Genomic DNA, 18,762 nt, shown 5'->3' with positions numbered 1-18,762 from the left:
TGGGATGCCTTTACATATTATAAAGCATTCAGATGCAAAAAAATTTCCACAACTATAAGAGTGGTTACTCGAGGTGAGAAAGATGAACGTTAAAAAAAGTTATCTGGCTGCTTTAATCATTGTTTCCATTGTTCTGGGATCTGTATTGACTTATGTAGGTGTAGAGGTTATAGGTATTGGTCAAACAGAACAGGCAGATGGTGGCAGCCAGCAGTCCAATGCAGGTACAGATGGAGAAAAGCAAGAATTAATCGAGGAATTTAGTGATATGAATGCTTTTTCCAAGGTCATGCGTGCTTACTCTGTAATTGAAAACAATTATGTAGAAGATGTGAAACAAAAAACATTGGTTGAAGGTGCCGTTCAGGGAATGCTTGATTCGCTGGGTGACCCTCATAGTGTCTATATGGACAAAGAAACGGTTGAGCAATTTAACCATAGTATTGAATCGTCCTTTGAGGGGATTGGAGCAGAGGTGAGTATGCGCGATGGACATGTAACGATTGTGTCTCCTATTAAAGGCTCCCCAGCAGAAGATGCAGGTCTTCAGCCGAAAGATCAAATATTGGAAGTCGATGGAGAAAGTCTTGATGGTTTTGACTTGAATGAAGCCGTTGCTAAAATACGTGGAGAAAAGGGAACAGAGGTTGAACTAACCATTCAAAGACCGGGCGTATCGGATGCCATCAGTGTGAATGTGGTTCGTGATGATATCCCTGTGGAAACCGTTTATCCTGAAGTGAAAAATCAAAATGGAAAGAAAACAGGTGTTATTCAAATTACCTCATTCTCACAAAAAACAGCCGAGGAATTTAATCAAGCTCTTTCTGATTTGGAAGATAAGGGAATAGAAGGTCTGGTCATTGATGTAAGAGGCAACCCAGGTGGATTATTTACATCGGTTGAAACCATTTTAGAGAATTTTATTCCTGAAGATCAGCCTTACGTGATTTTTGAGAAGAAGAACGGCGAAAAACAAAGGTACTATTCCGGTACGAAAGAGAAAAAGAACTACCCGATTACTGTTCTGACAAACAAGGGAAGTGCTTCAGCTTCTGAAATTTTAGCTGCTGCTATGCTGGAGGCAGGTTATCCAGTTGTTGGAGAAAAATCATATGGGAAAGGTACTGTACAAAAAACCCTTGATATGGGGGATGGAAGTCAAATAAAAATTACAACGTATAAATGGCTGACTCCAGATGGTACATGGATCAATGAAAAAGGAATTGAGCCAACGGTGAAAGTCCAACAGCCGGAATTCTTTTATACAACACCGGTCGAAGTTGAAAATCCTCTGACCCTGGATATGAATAATGAGAATGTCGCCAACATTCAAACGATGTTAAAGGGAATTGGTTATGATCCTGGTCGTACGGATGGATACTTTAGTGAACAGACTGCCCAGGCTGTTGAAGCCTTTCAAAAGGATCATGATTTAGAGGTTACTGGAAAGGTGAACCAGGAAACTGGGGAACAAATTCAAGCACAGGTCGTTGAAGCCGTATCAGCGGAAGAAAATGACCGTCAATTAAATAAAGCTTTAGAAGTATTATATGAACAGTAAAAACCATAAAACGACAGCTTGCTACGTTGCAAAGTGGCAGGCTGTTTTATGTTTAGCAAGGGCTTAAGAAGTGGTTTGTCCTCGGTTGGATTGAACCTTTAAAAAATGAAATTTCACCTGTTTCGTCCTTTTTCACCATTTTCAATAATAATTAAGGAAGTTTTTAATTCAAGCTTATGTTCCAGTAAATAAATATTTTATACTTTGATTGTCTTTAAACCTGTGGTACCAGGATTCAGCCGATAGTTTTTGTTTGACATATGTTAAATCTATTAAATCCGAAGACTGGGACTAGCAGGAAACAGTAATATTTTGTAGAATTTATAGTAACGAATGCATTTCATATCGGAGGTACAACATGATAAATCAATGGCTTATAGAAATAGGAGAAGGTTTCATCTGGCTGATTGGACAGCCTCTGTTATATTGGGCTATTTTATTAACCATAATTACATCCTATTATCGAAGGAAACAAGAACGGAACGATTTTGGTTCCAGTGTTTATGGCTTCGGTACAGAGTGGAGTAGAACGTGGCTGATTAGCTTGGTTAGTGGTGTGATTTTATCTGCTTTGTTGATTATTTCAGGTGGTGTATTATCCTACCCGGTTCTATTAATGATTTCTGTGTTATCTATTATAGGAACTGTCACAGGAAGGCTGTATTTTCTCTCAGCGGGCTATGTTATGAGTACGATAATTTTAATTCTTGGTTTGATTCGTGAATTTTCCCTCACGATTAATCTATTACCAAATGGGTGGATGAACGAACTCTCAGGAACCAGTCTTCCGCTTCTTTTAGCCTTAACAGCTGTTTTTCTGGTCATTGAGTCTGTCTTATGGTTTACGACAAACAAAGAATATGCTTATCCTAAATTAATTAAGGGAAAACGGGGAAAGTATATTGGAAAACATCATGTAAAACGTTTAAGTGTTGTGCCTTTGCTTGTACCCGTTCCGAATGGTGTGATTGATAGTCTATTTTCCTGGTGGCCGCTGTTTCCATTAGGTGATGGGGGCTATGGATTAATGGTATTTCCATTACTGATAGGTGTTCAGCATGCATTTCAAGGACACTTTTCCAATCAAGGCGGCAGATTATTTGGAAAATGGGTTCTAACCCTGGGGCTTATTACCGGTATTTTTGCCGCAGGAAGTTTCTATGATCCGATTTTTATTTATATTGGTATAGCTACCGCTTTTGTCGGACGGGCTCTTATCCAATTGTATGTACGTTTTCTGGATTTGGAAAAACCGGGCCTTTTCACTCCTCATCCTAAGGGACTCATTATATTAGCTGTTATCAAGGATTCTCCTGCTGATAAGATGGGTCTCAAGTCAGGTGAAAGAGTGGAGAAGGTTCACCAGATATCAGTTTCAAATGAAAATGAATTTTATGATGCCCTTCAGGAAAGTCGGACTTTTTGTAAGCTTGAAGTTCGAAATGTAGATGGAGAAATCCGCTTTGTTCAAGGTCCAATGTATCAGGGGGATCATCATGAATTAGGATTGATTTTTGTGAAAGAAAAACCTAGATTTCGGCTGTATCAGGATTTTCCAGATCATGTTGGATAAGGATGATACAATATTGCATGGGTCAAGTGTCCGCAGCACTTGACTCATTTTTTTAAATATCTTGGCTGGTAATCTGACTTTTTCCTACTTAAGCAAAGAAAGTATACCAAAGTATAATTTTTTCATTTCTTTCCTCGTGATATGTTATTTGAGAAATAAGAAGGAAGGGAATGGAAATAATGAAAAAAGCAATGCTATTAAGCTTTTTGGGTATACTGGTTGTGTTTATTACTATCGGATGTCGCTCCATTACGATTCCAGGGGAAAATGGAGAGGAAATGGAAATCGACATGAAGGATGCTTCGGACGGAAATGTAGATGTTTCAATGAAGGAATCAGATGGAAATGAAGAAAGGTTTGAAGTGTCATCAGACGGAGAAACAGCCACTATATCCTCATCAGATGGAGAATCCTCATTCAACAGTCAATCAGGAGAAAACCTTACTTTGCCCGAAAGCTTTCCTGATGACTTTCCTTTACCAAGTGATGCAAATGTTATTAGTGTTTCAGAAATGAGTGATCATACTAAAAGCGGTGGAGAAATCGATTCGATTACGTATCTCTTTGAAGGGGATATGGAGCGGGCATATGATGAATTGAAAACGTACGCAGAAGCGAATGGATATACCATTATGGCAGAGACTCAAATCGATGGCATGTACACTATTCAGTCTGAAAAAGAAAAAGGATATTTCTCTGGTTCCCTCATACCGGATACGGAAAATGAAACCCAAATTACAGCAAATATTCAAATTGGAGCGCCTAAGTAGTAAGAAATCCTCTTTGACTGGTATTTACTTCAGCATTTTGAGCCTGGATAAATGTATATCCAGGCTTTTTTGCATTTATTTATTCGACATTTCCGAGTACTTTATTAGCCGTGATTTTAATTTATTTGCTGGAACGTAAATTTATTTACCTCACTACAGCTCGCTCTGCCTATTCACCCTGCATGAATTCCTTTTAATAGGAAAACCTAAAATGAACTAAATAGGTGTGGAATTTTTAAACGTTTTCATGAAAACCCTTGCACAACCTGTACATACAAGTTATACTTTAAAATGTAACCTGTACATACAAGTTATTACCATTAGGAATTGATTATTAGGAGGTCTTTCTGGTGATAGATAAAGAAAGAAGCGATCGGGAAACGTTATATGCACCTCTTAGTGGTGTCATTAAAAATCTTGAAAATGTTCCAGATCCCACATTTGCTCAAAAAATGATGGGGGATGGTTTGGCCATTGAGCCGACTGCTGGAAAAGTAGTTTCACCTGTAAACGGGGAGATTGTACAATTATTTCCTACCAAACACGCAGTAGGTCTGCGTAGTGAATCAGGGGTAGAGGTGTTAATTCACATTGGTTTGGAAACGGTTGCCTTAGATGGTGAAGGTTTTGAGGCCCATGTTAAACAAGGAGATCGAGTAAAGATTGGTGATTCCCTTATAACCTTTGACTTAGACTTTATTAAGGAAAAAGCGGAAAGCTCCATTTCACCTACAGTCATTACCAATGGCGATGTTCTGGACGTGTTTGAAAAAACGGAAGAGGAAAAAGCAATAGCTGGAGAAACGGCTTTCCTACAGGCAAAAGTAAAAGGTGAAGAGGAAACTGTAGAGCAAACTGTTGAAAAAAACGAAGCAAAACCATCCAATAAAAAGGAGAGTGAGTATCGTGATGAAGCGAAGGAAATCGTTGAGGCAGTAGGCGGGGTGGACAATATTGCAGCAGCCACTCACTGTGTAACTCGACTTCGCTTTGCTTTATCAGATGAAGATAAAGTCGACGAAGAAAAACTGAAAAACATGGATTTAGTTAAGGGACAATTTTCTGCTAATGGCCAATATCAAGTCGTTATTGGACAAGGTACGGTAGATAATGTTTATAAAGCCATGGTTCGAGAAACTGGAATTGAAGAAGCATCAAAAGAGGATGTGAAAGCTGCTGGAGGGAATAAGCAAAATGCCTTACAACGTGGTGTAAAAGTATTAGCTGATATTTTCATCCCGATTTTACCCGCTATTGTAACGGCTGGTTTATTGCTAGGGATTAATAACATTTTAGTAAATCCAATCTTTACGGATGAATCCATTATTGAAATGTTCCCTTCCTGGTCAGGACTTGCAGATATGATTAATATTATCGCTAATACAGCCTTCACATTCCTGCCAGCATTAATCGGCTGGTCGGCTGTCAAACGGTTTGGTGGAAATCCGCTTCTTGGTATCGTATTAGGTTTAATAATGGTTCATCCCGATTTAACGCCTGCCGGTGACTTTGCCCAAGGAGAAGGGGAAACATGGAATTTATTTGGTATTCAAGTAAATCAGTTAAGTTATCAAGGACAAGTTCTACCAGTATTAGTAGCAGCATGGGTATTAGCAAGAATTCAAGTTTGGCTCGAAAAGCGAGTAATGGATTCTTTACAGCTATTAATCGTACCGCCTGTTGCTTTATTGGTAACTGGTTTTCTCGCGTTTATTATTATTGGACCCGTAACCTATACGGTTGGTACATGGATTACAGATGGAGTCGTATGGGTATTTGAAGTAGCTCCTATTATCGGTGGACTGCTATATGGATTTCTTTATGCGCCATTGGTTATTACAGGTATGCACCATACCTTCCTTGCAGTGGACCTGCAGCTTATCGGAAGTACGGGCACAACATTCCTGTGGCCTATTCTTGCCCTATCGAATATTGCCCAGGGAGCAGCCGTATTTGCCATAATGTTAGCGGCCAAAGATGAAAAAGTAAAAGGTTTGGCTGGAACGTCCGGAGTTTCTGCAATGCTTGGTATTACAGAACCGGCTATGTTTGGTGTGAACCTTCAATATAAATATCCGTTTTATGCGGCGATTTCCGGTACAGCAATCGCCGGAGCCTTTATTACGTTCCAGGATGTTTTGGCAAGCTCGGTTGGTATTGGTGGTCTTCCTGCACCATTATCTATTCAATCCGGGTTATGGTCGTTCTTAATTGGAATTGTCATTGTCCTTATTATTCCATTTGTAATTACCTACATCATTGCAAGAAGAAAATTTCGTTAATTTAGAACAACAGGAGTGAGACACGTGTCTGAGACATGGTGGAAAAAAGCGGTTGTGTACCAAATCTATCCAAAAAGTTTCCATGATACGACCGGAAATGGTATAGGAGACATTCAGGGGATTAATCAAAAGCTGGATTATCTTCATAAACTCGGTGTCGACGTCATTTGGTTGACGCCGGTTTATCAATCCCCGCAAAAAGATAATGGTTATGATATTAGTGATTATTATTCCATAGAGCCACAATACGGGACGATGGAGGACTTTGAAGAATTGTTAGAGGAAACCCATAAGCGTGGAATGAAACTGATTATGGATTTGGTTATTAATCATACCTCAACTGAGCATGAATGGTTTCAACAGGCAGCTTCCTCTAAAGAAAATGAATTCCGGGATTTTTATATTTGGAAAGACCCTGTTGATGGTGATGTGCCTAACAATTGGCAGTCAAAATTTGGCGGTCCTGCCTGGCAATATGATGAAAAGACCGGACAATACTACCTCCATTTATTTGATGTTACGCAAGCCGATATCAACTGGGAAAATCCCAAGGTACGTGAAAAGCTTTATGAAATGATTCGATTCTGGGCCGAAAAAGGCATCGATGGTTTCCGTCTTGATGTCATTAACCTTATTTCTAAAAAGCAGGATTTTCCTCATGATGATACAGGCGACGGCCGTAAATTTTATACTGACGGTCCACGTATTCATGAATATTTACATGAACTAAATCAAAATGCCTTTTCTCCTTATAACATGATGACCGTTGGGGAAATGTCATCAACTAAGCTTGAAAATTGTGTTTTATATACTAATCCAGAACGTCAGGAACTAGATATGACCTTCCAATTTCATCATTTGAAGGTCGATTATCCAAATGGGGAAAAATGGACAAAAGCCCCTTTTGATTTTGTAGAATTGAAAAAAATTCTGTCCTATTGGCAAAAGGGCATGCACGAAGGTGGTGGCTGGAATGCACTGTTCTGGTGTAATCACGATCAGCCTCGTGTTGTATCCCGCTTTGGAGATGTGGAGAACTATCATGATAAATCTTCGAAGATGCTCGGAACCACGATTCATATGATGCAGGGAACCCCTTATATTTATCAGGGCGAAGAATTCGGTATGACCAATCCTGACTTTACATCAATCGATCAATATCGGGATGTGGAGTCGCTAAACGCTTATGAGATGTTAAAGCAGGATGGAAAGGCTGATAAAGAAATTATGGCTATTCTTCAGCAAAAATCCCGGGATAACGCACGCACCCCAATGCAGTGGACGAGTGATGAAAAAGCTGGATTTACGAAGGGTACCCCATGGATTGAAGTAGCAAACAACTACCAGGAAATAAATGCGGAAAAGGCGATGCAAGATTCAGACTCTATCTTTTATCATTACCAGCAATTGATTCAATTACGTAAAAAGTATGATATTATTACGTATGGAGATTATCAATTAGTATTGGAAGATGATCCACAAATCTTCGCATATACACGCAATTTGGAGAATGAGAAACTGATTGTCGTAAGCAACTTCTACGGGGAAGAAACGACTGTAGAACTTCCTGTTCATGTTGAAGGAACTGCGAAGATTCTTATTTCCAACTATGACGATTCGTCCGCAACATTAGCCTCATTACAGCTAAGACCTTACGAATCGATTGTGTATCATGTGAAAGCATGAGGGATGGAGAATGAAAAAGAAATATCTTTCTATTTATGAAGACCTAGCACAAAAAATCAGAGAACATACGTTACCTGCTTCCACACTTTTGCCATCTGAAAATGAGCTGGCGGAGGCTTATGATACATCAAGAGAAACGATACGAAAGTCACTGAATCTGCTATCACAGGGAGGCTATATCCAAAAAATACAAGGAAAAGGATCAGTTGTGCTTGATTTGAATAAATTTTCCTTTCCTGTCTCCGGAATTGTCAGTTATAAAGAATTAACCGAGAAATTACGGCTTAATAGTAAGACGGTGGTAAAAGAAATGAATGTAATGGAAGCGGGTTCGGATATTCATAAAATCCTCAAAGCGACAGAAAACAGCCAAATTTGGAAGGTTGTACGTGTAAGGGAGATATCGGACGAAAAAATTATTCTCGATAAGGATTATTTTCTATCCGAGTATGTCCCGCTTCCTTCCAAAGAAACTTGTGAACATTCCATTTATGATTATATCGAACATGAATTGGGCTTAAACATTGGATTTGCCGAAAAGGAAATAACAGTGGAAGAACCAACAGAGGAAGATTATCAGCTCCTCGATTTAGAGGGATATTTTAATGTTGTGGTAATCAAAAGTCTGGTTTATTTAGAGGATACAAGTCTATTTCAGTTTACTGAATCACGGCATCGTCCTGATAAGTTTCGGTTTGTTGATTTTGCCAGACGAGTGAAAAACTAAAAGCTGTCTCTTGGAGGCAGCTTTTTCGGAAGATGTGAAAATAGAAGGGGAAGAACGTTTAAACGGATATTATCCTCATGATCAAAATCATCCAGCTTCTTTTACATTAAGCTATATGACGCGAGAGTATATAAAAGAAAATAGTGCGCATTCGACAAAACACCACCGAATTCCCGGTGGTGTTCGTTATAACTAATGTGTTATAATATTTTCAAAATATTCAATATTTTACAAGGTGGTCTTTCCGTCATTATGGCCTTTAAAAATTCGAACCAGCAAAACCGAACACCCTTCTATAATAACAAAGATTTGGATTTATTCATTGGACGGGATGAGGAATTAAGGCAATTGGAGGAAATCATTACGTATCCGGAAAAATTTCCTTATCGTATGGTTTATATCCATGGTGTTGCAGGCATTGGGAAAACACTTTTGGTAAGGATGCTCTGTCATCGTCTACCGAATCATAACCAGTCTTTTCTCACCCTGGATTGTCGAGGATTGAAGGCCATACCTGATTTATTTTCGAAATCATTAATCGATATTCTAAAGGAAATGAACTCCCCTCAAAATTTCTCGGGCTTTGGGCAAAGTCAGAACCATTCCTTTATTTTATTTATTGATCATTATGATGAGGAGAATCTTATTGCAGAATGGATTCAGGAGCATATTATCGCTGAAGTTCCTGAACACATCCTTATCATTTTGTCAGGACGTCATTCGCTTCATGGTGAATGGCTTTCTTCACCGGTTTGGCAGCAGGGAATTAAAACCTTGGAATTAAAGAAGCTCACCTTTGAAGAAGTGAAGCTCTATTTACAACTCCGCGGCTGTCATCAATCCTCAGCCCTTTATAAGCTATGGCATTTTACGAAAGGGCATCCACTTGCACTTTCTTTATTTACCGCTAAATTGCAGAAAACACAAAATGATAAACTAAAATTAACGGAAGCCTTTGATGTAATGGAATATCTCGTACAAACCTTTTTGAAAGAAATGGACAGAAATCCAGAATTTCGATCTCTGTTGGAAATTTCAACTATACTTCATGATTTTAATGAAGAAAGTCTTTCCTATATTAAAAATCAGGAAGTATCCAGTGTACAATTTGATTATTTAGTGAAGCTATCCTTTATCAAACAGGGGAAGAATGGCTGGTTTTTGGACCCTTTTGTGCGGCAGATTATGAATCATTACTTTAAACACCGCCACCCACAGCGATATGATGAAATATCCAAAAGGGCAGCGGCATATTATCGGCAAAAGATATTTTCAAGCTCCAAGCAGACAAAGCTAGAGTTATATATTTCGGAATTTGTCTACCATCTTGGAGATGCTTTGATTGCCTCCTCTTTGTTTGATATGGCAGAAGGCACTGAGTATAGATTGGAGACAGGCAACAAGCAAAACTTTTTAGATGTTGTAAAGTATTTTGAAAATCGTAAAGAACATGCGCCTAAGTATGAAGTAGACTACTATAATCCCAAGACGGATGATCAATATTCGTTTCGGGTTTCCAGTGAGCATAATCAAAAAGAGAACGAATTAATAGATGTTCAAACATTGAAACAGCTTGGCTATGATATTTTTAAAATGTTAAAGGATGAAAAAGGAAATACAGTAGGAATGTCCATTGTCATTCCTATAAACCGCAACTTTTTTACAGAAGTTCCCGGTTTCTCGAAGTTATTTTCATCAACTGTCAATAAAGGAGCTAAGCGAATGGAAGGTTGCGGATAATGAGGTAGGGGGCTGGTTTATCCGGATGATTGATGTCCATAACCCAGAGGATCCTGTGAGGCGTTCCTTTTTATTATATAGCCTAATGCCGCTACTGTTATCCGGAGGGCGAATTCTTACGTCTACCCCTTTAAAAATGTATCAGGAGATGTTGAAGCGATTGGGATTTGAACAAGTAAAGGGTGCTACCCATTTTGATTATGGCCCCAATGTCCCTTCACCTACCTATTTGCTGGATGTACGTGGACCTCCATTAGTCTCTTATTTAGATGAATTAGCCGCAAGTTTAGCTGAACCGACAAACTTAAATCTGCCGAAAAAGAGTCTCCCCTTTTCACCGAGAGAATTTGAGGTTGCTGAATTAATTGTGGAAGGACTGACCAATAGTGAAATAGCCAACAGACTCTCGGTAAGCCAGATTACGGTGAAAAAGCATGTAAGTCAGTTACTGAAAAAAATGGAGGTAAAAAACCGGGCCCATCTCATCCGTAGATTGCTGGATTATGTGAAAGAATCGGATTAATAAAAGATTTATAGGATGATTTTTTAAAATCTCTGGTGCGTTTGCCTGGGGATTTTTTGTTTTTCTGGAGTTATTGGCTGGAAGCTGGTACATTAGGTGACTGCTTTTATGGCGAGGAAACTACCGAGGATAAGGTAGACAGAATTACGTAGGGAGTCGACAGGAATCTAAGGTAAATAGACTTAATGAATCAGAGTTGGGACAGGATTCTTTAGTTCAGACCGGAATAGTTCCTGATTAGACAGAATGATTTGCATAGAAAACATAAAAATAAGCTCGGCTGACAGAATTCCCCTCATTGCTGAAGGAAATCATTATCCTTTAGACAGAAGGTAGCCTTCCTATAAATCGGGTGACAGAAATCCTGGGTTATTTAACAGAATGAGATCGATCAGTGACAGAAAAAATGCCGAATGAGACAGAATCATTCATCATACAGAAAGAAGCGCTTCAGCATTCCTTTATGTAATCATAGAATATTTATCTTTTACAGTCTGGACTTCTAATCAGTACCGCCCGCCTTTCTTCTTTGCAATACACTGCAAAAAAACATATCCTATTATTAGATGATAAAAGAAATGTAAATAAATAGAATGTTTGTTCGTTTTTTGTTATACTATAGATAATTGTTGTCGGAGAATGGAGGTTCAATGTTGGAGAATCAATTTGAGTTGGAGTCGAAATATAGTCCTCAAGGAGATCAGCCTACTGCTATTAAAGAGTTAGTAAATGGAATCAATAAAGGGACCAGGCATCAGACGTTACTGGGTGCTACGGGTACCGGAAAGACCTTTACCGTTTCAAATGTTATTAAGGAAGTTAATAAGCCAACCCTTGTGATTGCACATAACAAAACATTGGCTGGACAACTGTATAGTGAATTTAAAGAGTATTTTCCGAATAATGCGGTGGAATATTTCGTCAGCTATTATGATTATTATCAGCCTGAGGCCTATGTTCCACAGACAGACACCTTCATTGAAAAAGATGCCAGCATTAATGATGAGATTGATAAATTACGTCACTCTGCGACATCGGCTCTATTTGAACGCCGAGATGTAATCATTGTATCGAGTGTTTCGTGTATATATGGTTTAGGTTCACCGGAAGAATATGGTGAAATGGTTGTTTCGTTACGTATAGGGATGGAAAAAGACCGTGACGAGCTGCTCCGTGACTTAGTTGATATTCAGTATGCTCGAAATGATATTGATTTTCAGCGGGGAACATTCCGAGTGCGAGGGGATTCGGTGGAAATCATTCCTGCATCTCGTGAAGAGCACTGTTTGCGGGTTGAATTTTTCGGTGATGAAATCGATCGTATTCGTGAAGTAGATGCTTTAACAGGAGAAATCATTGGTGACCGGGAGCATGTCGCCATTTTCCCGGCTTCCCACTTCGTCACCCGCGAAGAAAAAATGAAGCGTGCGATTGCTAATATTGAAAAAGAATTAGAAGAACGTTTAGAACATCTGAGAGCAAATAATAAACTGTTGGAAGCACAGCGTTTAGAACAGCGGACCAATTACGATTTGGAAATGATGAGAGAAATGGGTTTTTGCTCGGGGATTGAAAATTATTCCCGTCATTTGACCTTTCGTGAACAAGGAGCGACTCCTTATACATTGCTCGATTATTTTCCAGATGATTTTCTCCTTGTAGTGGATGAGTCTCATGTAACGCTCCCTCAGGTTCGCGGAATGTATAACGGAGACCAGGCTCGGAAACAAACGTTAGTAGACCATGGCTTTCGTTTGCCGTCTGCACTGGATAACCGTCCATTAAAATTTGAAGAATTTGAAAAGCATATTAATCAGTCCATATTTGTTTCGGCCACACCAGGTCCTTATGAGTTAGAGCATACCCCTAAGATGACCGAGCAAATTATTCGGCCAACTGGATTACTGGATCCAGAGATTGACGTTCGCCCTATTAAAGGTCAAATTGATAATTTAATTGGTGAAGTGAAAGAACGATCTGAGCGTAATGAACGGGTACTTGTTACAACCCTAACCATTAAGATGGCTGAGGATTTAACCGATTATCTGAAGGATGTCGGCTTTAAAGTTGCTTATCTCCATTCAGAAATTAAGACGCTTGAACGAATTGAAATTATTCGTGATTTGCGCATGGGAAAATATGACGTCCTTGTCGGTATTAACCTGCTCAGAGAAGGACTGGATATCCCTGAGGTTTCGCTGGTTGCGATTTTAGATGCGGACAAAGAAGGCTTCTTAAGGTCACAGCGTTCTTTAATTCAAACAACAGGGCGTGCGGCCAGAAATGCTCAAGGTAAGGTTATAATGTATGCTGATAAGATTACGGATTCCATGCAAATTGCTATTGATGAAACCTACAGACGAAGAGAAAAGCAAATTGCTTATAATGAAAAGCATGGCATTGTTCCTCAAACCATTCAAAAGGATATTCATGACGTCATTAAGGCAACAACAGCCGCAGAAGAAGAGGAAAAATCCAACAAAGTACAATCGTTAACCAACCTTTCTAAAGAAGAGAAACAGAAGACGATTGATCAAATGGAAAAAGAAATGAAGCAGGCTGCCAAGGATTTAGATTTCGAGCGTGCAGCTGAATTAAGAGATATTATTTTGGAGTTAAAGGCGGAAGGATGATTGGAACATGGCGATGAAATCAATTAAGGTACAAGGTGCCAGAGCCCACAATTTAAAGAATGTAGATGTAAATATTCCTAAGAATAAGCTTGTTGTCATGACCGGACTCTCCGGTTCAGGAAAATCCTCGTTAGCTTTTGATACGATTTATGCAGAGGGCCAAAGAAGATATGTAGAGTCGTTATCAGCCTATGCCAGACAGTTTTTAGGACAAATGGATAAGCCTGATGTGGATGCGATTGAAGGCTTGTCTCCAGCTATATCGATTGATCAGAAAACGACGAGTCGAAATCCCCGTTCTACAGTTGGAACTGTAACAGAAATATACGACTACTTGCGTTTATTATACGCACGTGTCGGGCACCCCTATTGCCCGGAGCACGGGATTGAAATCACTTCACAAACGGTTGAACAAATGGTTGACCGTATAATGGAGTATCCAGAGCGCACTAAGCTGCAAATCTTAGCTCCTGTAGTTTCAGGACGAAAGGGTGAGCATGCAAAAGTTTTTGAAGATTTAAGAAAGGAAGGCTTTGTACGTATCCGTGTTGACGGCGAAATGCATGAAGTGACCGAGGATATTGAGCTGGATAAAAATAAAAAACATTCCATCGAAGTAGTCATTGATCGAATTATTGTAAAAGACGGTGTAGTCTCCAGGTTAAGTGATTCTATTGAAACGGCCCTTAAGCATGGGGATGGGAAAGTTATTATTGATTTGATTGGTGATGAAGAGCTGTTATTTAGTGAAAAACACGCCTGCCCAATCTGTGGATTTTCCATTGATGAATTAGAGCCACGTATGTTTTCCTTTAACAGTCCTTTTGGAGCGTGCCCAACCTGTGATGGTCTTGGCACGAATTTGGAAGTCGACGTGGATTTAGTTATTCCGGATTGGGATTTGTCATTAAATGAGCATGCCATTGCCCCATGGGAGCCATCCAGGTTTCAATATTATCCACAATTACTGGCTAGTGTATGTGAGCATTACGATATTCCTATGGATGTACCTGTTAAGGACATTCCAAAAGAAAAAATGAATAAAATTTTATACGGGAGCGGCAAAGAGCGTATCCATTTTCAATATACAAATGATAGAGGACAGGCACGGGATAATCATATATATTTTGAAGGTGTTATACGGAACGTGGAAAGACGTTACCGGGAATCGACGTCAGATTGGGTACGGGAACAAATGGAAAAATACATGGTTCACAAATCCTGTCCGACTTGTCATGGTCATCGATTAAGTGAAGAGGCGCTGTCTGTTAAAATTGATGAAAAACATATCAGTCATGTAACAGACTATTCCATTTCGGAAGCCCGAGAGTTTTTCCAGGGTCTTAAACTTTCGGAAAAAGAAGAACAAATTGCTCAAATGATATTGAAAGAGATTTCGGATCGATTAACCTTTTTACAAAATGTTGGCTTGGACTATTTAACCTTGTCCCGTTCAGCAGGCACTCTATCCGGTGGCGAGGCCCAGCGGATTCGGTTAGCCACTCAAATTGGATCGGCTTTGACCGGTGTGCTATATGTTTTAGATGAGCCATCGATTGGCTTGCATCAACGGGATAATAATCGCCTGATAGCCACGTTACAACAAATGCGGGATTTAGATAATACATTAATTGTCGTAGAGCATGATGAAGACACCATGCTGGAGGCAGATTATATCATTGACATCGGTCCTGGAGCAGGATCACATGGGGGAGAACTTGTAGCCAGTGGAACGCCAAAGCAAGTGATGCGAAGCCGGAATTCCTTAACTGGACAGTATTTATCCGGAAAGAAATTTATTCCACTGCCGAATGAACGTCGAAACCCAAACAATCGTTTTATCGAAATCGTTGGGGCAGAGGAAAACAACTTAAAAAATGTGGATGTCCAAATTCCACTCGGTCTTTTAAATGTGGTGACCGGTGTTTCAGGATCAGGGAAAAGCTCACTTATTAATGAAATTTTGTACAAATCTCTTTCTCAGAAGCTCTATAAAAGTAAACTGAAACCAGGAAAGTATAAAGAGATTAATGGCTTGGATCATTTAGACAAAGTTATCGATATTGATCAGTCCCCAATTGGGCGTACGCCTCGTTCGAATCCAGCTACATATACGGGAGTGTTTGATGATATTCGTGATGTATTTGCTCAAACCAATGAAGCCAAAATACGCGGCTACAAAAAGGGACGCTTTAGTTTTAATGTGAAAGGTGGACGCTGTGAAGCCTGTCATGGAGACGGAATTATTAAAATTGAGATGCACTTTTTACCTGATGTGTATGTTCCATGCGAAGTTTGCCATGGAAAACGCTATAACCGTGAAACTTTAGAGGTTAAATATAAAGGTAAAACGATTGCGGATGTTCTAGATATGCGCGTAGAAGAAGCGCTCGACTTTTTTGAAAATATTCCTAAGATCAAACGGAAAATACAAACTATTGCTGATGTAGGTCTTGGTTACATCAAGCTTGGACAGCCGGCAACGACTTTATCTGGTGGAGAAGCCCAGCGTATGAAGCTTGCAAGTGAGCTTCATCGCCGTTCAAACGGAAAATCCTTTTATATTTTAGATGAGCCAACGACTGGATTGCATGTTCACGATATTAAGCAGCTGTTAACGGTTCTTCAACGTTTAGTCGAAAATGGAGATACCGTTTTGATTATTGAGCATAATTTAGATGTTATTAAAACGGCTGATTATTTAATTGATTTAGGTCCGGAGGGAGGAGAAGGTGGCGGCAAAATTGTAGCAACTGGAGCACCAGAAGAGGTTGCAGATCAGGAAGACGTCTCTTATACCGGGAAATATTTAAAACCAATATTGGAACGTGATCGAAAGCGTATGGACGAAAGACTTAATGAGAAGGTAACATCATAAGATAAGTAACAGGAAAGCTAATGAGAGGGGATTTAGGATGAAAGCAATTGAACGGGCTGACGTACAAAAAGCCCTAGATCAGTATGCAGAGCAGGATGTATATGTCCATGTAGAAACAACAAATGGGGCATATGCCAAACATTTTAATCGCAACCACAATGTGGGTGCTTACATTCGGAATGCACAAGTCCGATATACACGGGCTAAAATCGTGGATGCAGAAGATGCTTTTCGTGTAGGGCTTAAAATGGAGAAAGGCTGGATTTACGCTGAAGGTGTAACTGACTGGGAATGGAATGAGAATGGAGAATTACTCCTGGCTGGTCATGACTCTGAGGGGCGGTTAATGGTTGCCCTCCAGATCAGCAAAAATCCATTTCGTTATTAAATAGGAGAGAGGAGAGAATAGCCGTGCATAAACATGTCGTTGTCATTTATCCCCATCCTGACGATGAGGCGTTTGGAAGCTCGGGTACGATGACGCAATTTCGTAAAGAAGGTATTCCTGTTACATATTTATGTGGATCCCTTGGTGAGATGGGAAGAAATATGGGGAACCCGTTTTTTGCCAACCGTGAAACACTTCCTGATATTCGAAAAAAGGAACTTCTGGACGCTTGTAAAATATTAGATGTGAATATCAAAATGTTAGGATATCGAGATAAAACAATTGAATTTGAATCAAGAGATGAAATAGCAGAGCATATAAAAGGCTATTTGGATGAAATAAAGCCTACACTTGTGATTACTCATTACCCTGGGGAAGCTGTTCACCCGGATCATGATGCCATGGGGGCTGCTGCTGTTGAGGCTGTCAGACGTATGGAAAAAGAGAAGAGACCTGAAGTATGGGCACAAGCAATTACAAATGGTCATTATGAAAAGCTTGGCCAGCCTCAAATTGTAAACAATGTTGAGGAGGAATTTGAAGTCAAACTTCAAGCAATACAGGCCCATCGTTCTCAATTTGAAGGGATGTTCCCGAAAATGAAGGGTAGCTCTGATTTTGAAGGACAATATGAGGAAGTTATGAAGCGATTTAAACAGGAAGAATTTTACAAGTGGACATTTGAAAACTAATCAGCGTTTTCGTACGCTGATTTTTTCTTACAGCTTGTTCATGTACGATGTACTTTTAAAATAGGCTTTGTTTAACATACGCTTTTCGCGACCGGATCCGGGAGAGGTCTCGCGAACTACCGCACCAATCAACTTGATAGAAAATGAACAAAAAGCTTTAAAAAAGCGTGTGTCCTTATATCGAAAGGAGAATTATGATGGAACAGGAACGAAAGCGGATTTTAAAGCTGATTGAAGAGGGGAAGTTATCAGCTGAGGAGGCTGAAGAGCTGTTACAGGCACTAGAGGATGCTGAACAGGTAAAAGAAAAGGGCGATAAAACCCAATCTTCAATCCCTGGTACAGTTGTTTATGAGGATGAGGGGCAAAATCGGCAAGAGAGTACCCATTCCACGAGGCAGTCCTCAACGAAGGAAAAAATATTTGATTTTATTGATGCAACCGTTGAAAAAATTAAAAAAACTGACTTTGATTTTAACTTTGGCCCTTATAAGCAGGTATCACACATTTTTCAATATCCTAATACCTCTATCTCATCATTTTTAATGGATATTGAGAACGGAAGTGTAGAAGTTCAAACCTGGGATGAACCTGATATACGGATTGAATGTAAAGCAAAAGTTTATAAAGTGGATAATCAAGAGCAAGCGAAAGAAATGCTATTAAAGGAATTGTCCGCCCAGGTCGAGAGTCAGCAATTAAAGGTCATTTTAGATACGAAGAAGATGAAAGCAGATTTTCGAATATGGATTCCAGAGCATATCTATCAGGCGTCTTCCATAAAAATCTTTAATGGCTCTATTAATCTTCGGGATTTAAACGTTCCTGAGCTGAAAGTTAAAACGTCAAATGGAAAAATTAATCTGCAGAATATGACAGGCGAGAAATGGGATATTAAGTCTGTAAATAGTAATATTCGAGCGGAAAACGTTACAGGAAGGGAATGTGAAATTGAAACTTTAAATGGCTCCATTTATGTGGATGGAGAATGGGAAGAAATCGAAAGCCAGGTGATCAACGGAAGTATTAAAGGATATTTGCGGGGTATGGAGACGAAAAACGCCTATTTCAAATCCACTACAGGTTCTATTTCGTTGTTTGTTCCAACCGATAAGTCAGTAGATGGGGAGTTAAAATCCAGCATCGGAAATGTCCAATGCTATTTGCCTAATCACAGACTAGTGAGTAGCGAAAAAGAAGTACTCAAAAAGTCCATGCATTTTGAAACAGATGGAAATACTCCAACCCTTTATCTCGAGGCGGAAACGAAAACGGGAAAAGTGAACGTAAACCCATTAAATTAATC

The 18,762-nt window shown here is 39.5% G+C and carries 14 protein-coding genes; all 14 read left to right on the top strand.

Features of this window, described 5'->3' with window-relative positions; translation table 11 throughout:
* Window positions 1–82: 82 nt before the first annotated feature.
* The 14 genes from BMX63_RS01210 (at window position 83) to BMX63_RS01150 (ending at window position 18,760) form a co-directional block, all read left to right on the top strand.
* A complete protein-coding gene (locus tag BMX63_RS01210) occupies window positions 83–1,564 on the top strand; it encodes a S41 family peptidase (protein ID WP_093131145.1) in 1,482 nt (493 codons plus the stop codon).
* A gap of 358 nt (window positions 1,565–1,922) precedes the next feature.
* A complete protein-coding gene (locus BMX63_RS01205; protein WP_093131143.1) occupies window positions 1,923–3,137 on the top strand; it encodes a PDZ domain-containing protein in 1,215 nt (404 codons plus the stop codon).
* A gap of 170 nt (window positions 3,138–3,307) precedes the next feature.
* Window positions 3,308–3,907, top strand: coding sequence for a hypothetical protein (locus BMX63_RS01200; RefSeq protein WP_093131141.1), 600 nt, complete (start codon window positions 3,308–3,310; stop codon window positions 3,905–3,907).
* 350 nt (window positions 3,908–4,257) lie between these two features.
* Window positions 4,258–6,189 (top strand): PTS system trehalose-specific EIIBC component, encoded by a 1,932-nt coding sequence (treP, locus tag BMX63_RS01195; RefSeq protein ID WP_245732667.1) that lies wholly within the window; start codon window positions 4,258–4,260, stop codon window positions 6,187–6,189.
* Between the two features lie 24 nt (window positions 6,190–6,213).
* Window positions 6,214–7,875 (top strand): alpha,alpha-phosphotrehalase, encoded by a 1,662-nt coding sequence (gene treC, locus BMX63_RS01190; protein ID WP_093131139.1) that lies wholly within the window; start codon window positions 6,214–6,216, stop codon window positions 7,873–7,875.
* 10 nt (window positions 7,876–7,885) lie between these two features.
* Window positions 7,886–8,602 (top strand): trehalose operon repressor, encoded by a 717-nt coding sequence (gene treR / locus BMX63_RS01185; RefSeq protein ID WP_093131137.1) that lies wholly within the window; start codon window positions 7,886–7,888, stop codon window positions 8,600–8,602.
* 10 nt (window positions 8,603–8,612) lie between these two features.
* The gene (locus tag BMX63_RS17820) at window positions 8,613–8,798 is read left to right on the top strand and encodes a hypothetical protein (RefSeq protein ID WP_220083796.1); all 186 of its coding nucleotides are present in this window, start codon (window positions 8,613–8,615) and stop codon (window positions 8,796–8,798) included.
* Window positions 8,799–8,854: 56 nt separating this feature from the next.
* Window positions 8,855–10,342 carry an AAA family ATPase gene (locus BMX63_RS01180; RefSeq protein ID WP_177167118.1) on the top strand — a complete coding sequence of 496 codons (1,488 nt, stop codon included), beginning with the start codon at window positions 8,855–8,857 and terminating at the stop codon, window positions 10,340–10,342.
* A gap of 25 nt (window positions 10,343–10,367) precedes the next feature.
* Window positions 10,368–10,865, top strand: a complete 498-nt coding sequence (locus tag BMX63_RS01175) for a helix-turn-helix domain-containing protein (protein WP_093131133.1) — start codon at window positions 10,368–10,370, stop codon at window positions 10,863–10,865.
* 650 nt (window positions 10,866–11,515) lie between these two features.
* Complete coding sequence (uvrB, locus tag BMX63_RS01170; protein ID WP_281242704.1) at window positions 11,516–13,498, top strand: excinuclease ABC subunit UvrB; 1,983 nt, start codon at window positions 11,516–11,518, stop codon at window positions 13,496–13,498.
* 7 nt (window positions 13,499–13,505) lie between these two features.
* Window positions 13,506–16,376, top strand: coding sequence for an excinuclease ABC subunit UvrA (uvrA, locus tag BMX63_RS01165; RefSeq protein ID WP_093131129.1), 2,871 nt, complete (start codon window positions 13,506–13,508; stop codon window positions 16,374–16,376).
* Window positions 16,377–16,413: 37 nt separating this feature from the next.
* Window positions 16,414–16,764 carry a YojF family protein gene (locus BMX63_RS01160; RefSeq protein WP_093131127.1) on the top strand — a complete coding sequence of 117 codons (351 nt, stop codon included), beginning with the start codon at window positions 16,414–16,416 and terminating at the stop codon, window positions 16,762–16,764.
* A gap of 23 nt (window positions 16,765–16,787) precedes the next feature.
* Window positions 16,788–17,456 carry a bacillithiol biosynthesis deacetylase BshB2 gene (gene bshB2 / locus BMX63_RS01155; protein ID WP_093131125.1) on the top strand — a complete coding sequence of 223 codons (669 nt, stop codon included), beginning with the start codon at window positions 16,788–16,790 and terminating at the stop codon, window positions 17,454–17,456.
* A 197-nt stretch (window positions 17,457–17,653) separates the two neighbouring features.
* Window positions 17,654–18,760 (top strand): DUF4097 family beta strand repeat-containing protein, encoded by a 1,107-nt coding sequence (locus tag BMX63_RS01150; protein ID WP_177167117.1) that lies wholly within the window; start codon window positions 17,654–17,656, stop codon window positions 18,758–18,760.
* Window positions 18,761–18,762 lie beyond the last annotated feature (2 nt).

The organism is Salinibacillus kushneri, assembly GCF_900111405.1.
GTDB classification, from domain to species: domain Bacteria; phylum Bacillota; class Bacilli; order Bacillales; family Alkalibacillaceae; genus Salinibacillus; species Salinibacillus kushneri.
The sequence above is the reverse complement of the archived record's forward strand: the minus strand, read 5'-3'. Positions and strand labels throughout refer to the sequence as shown.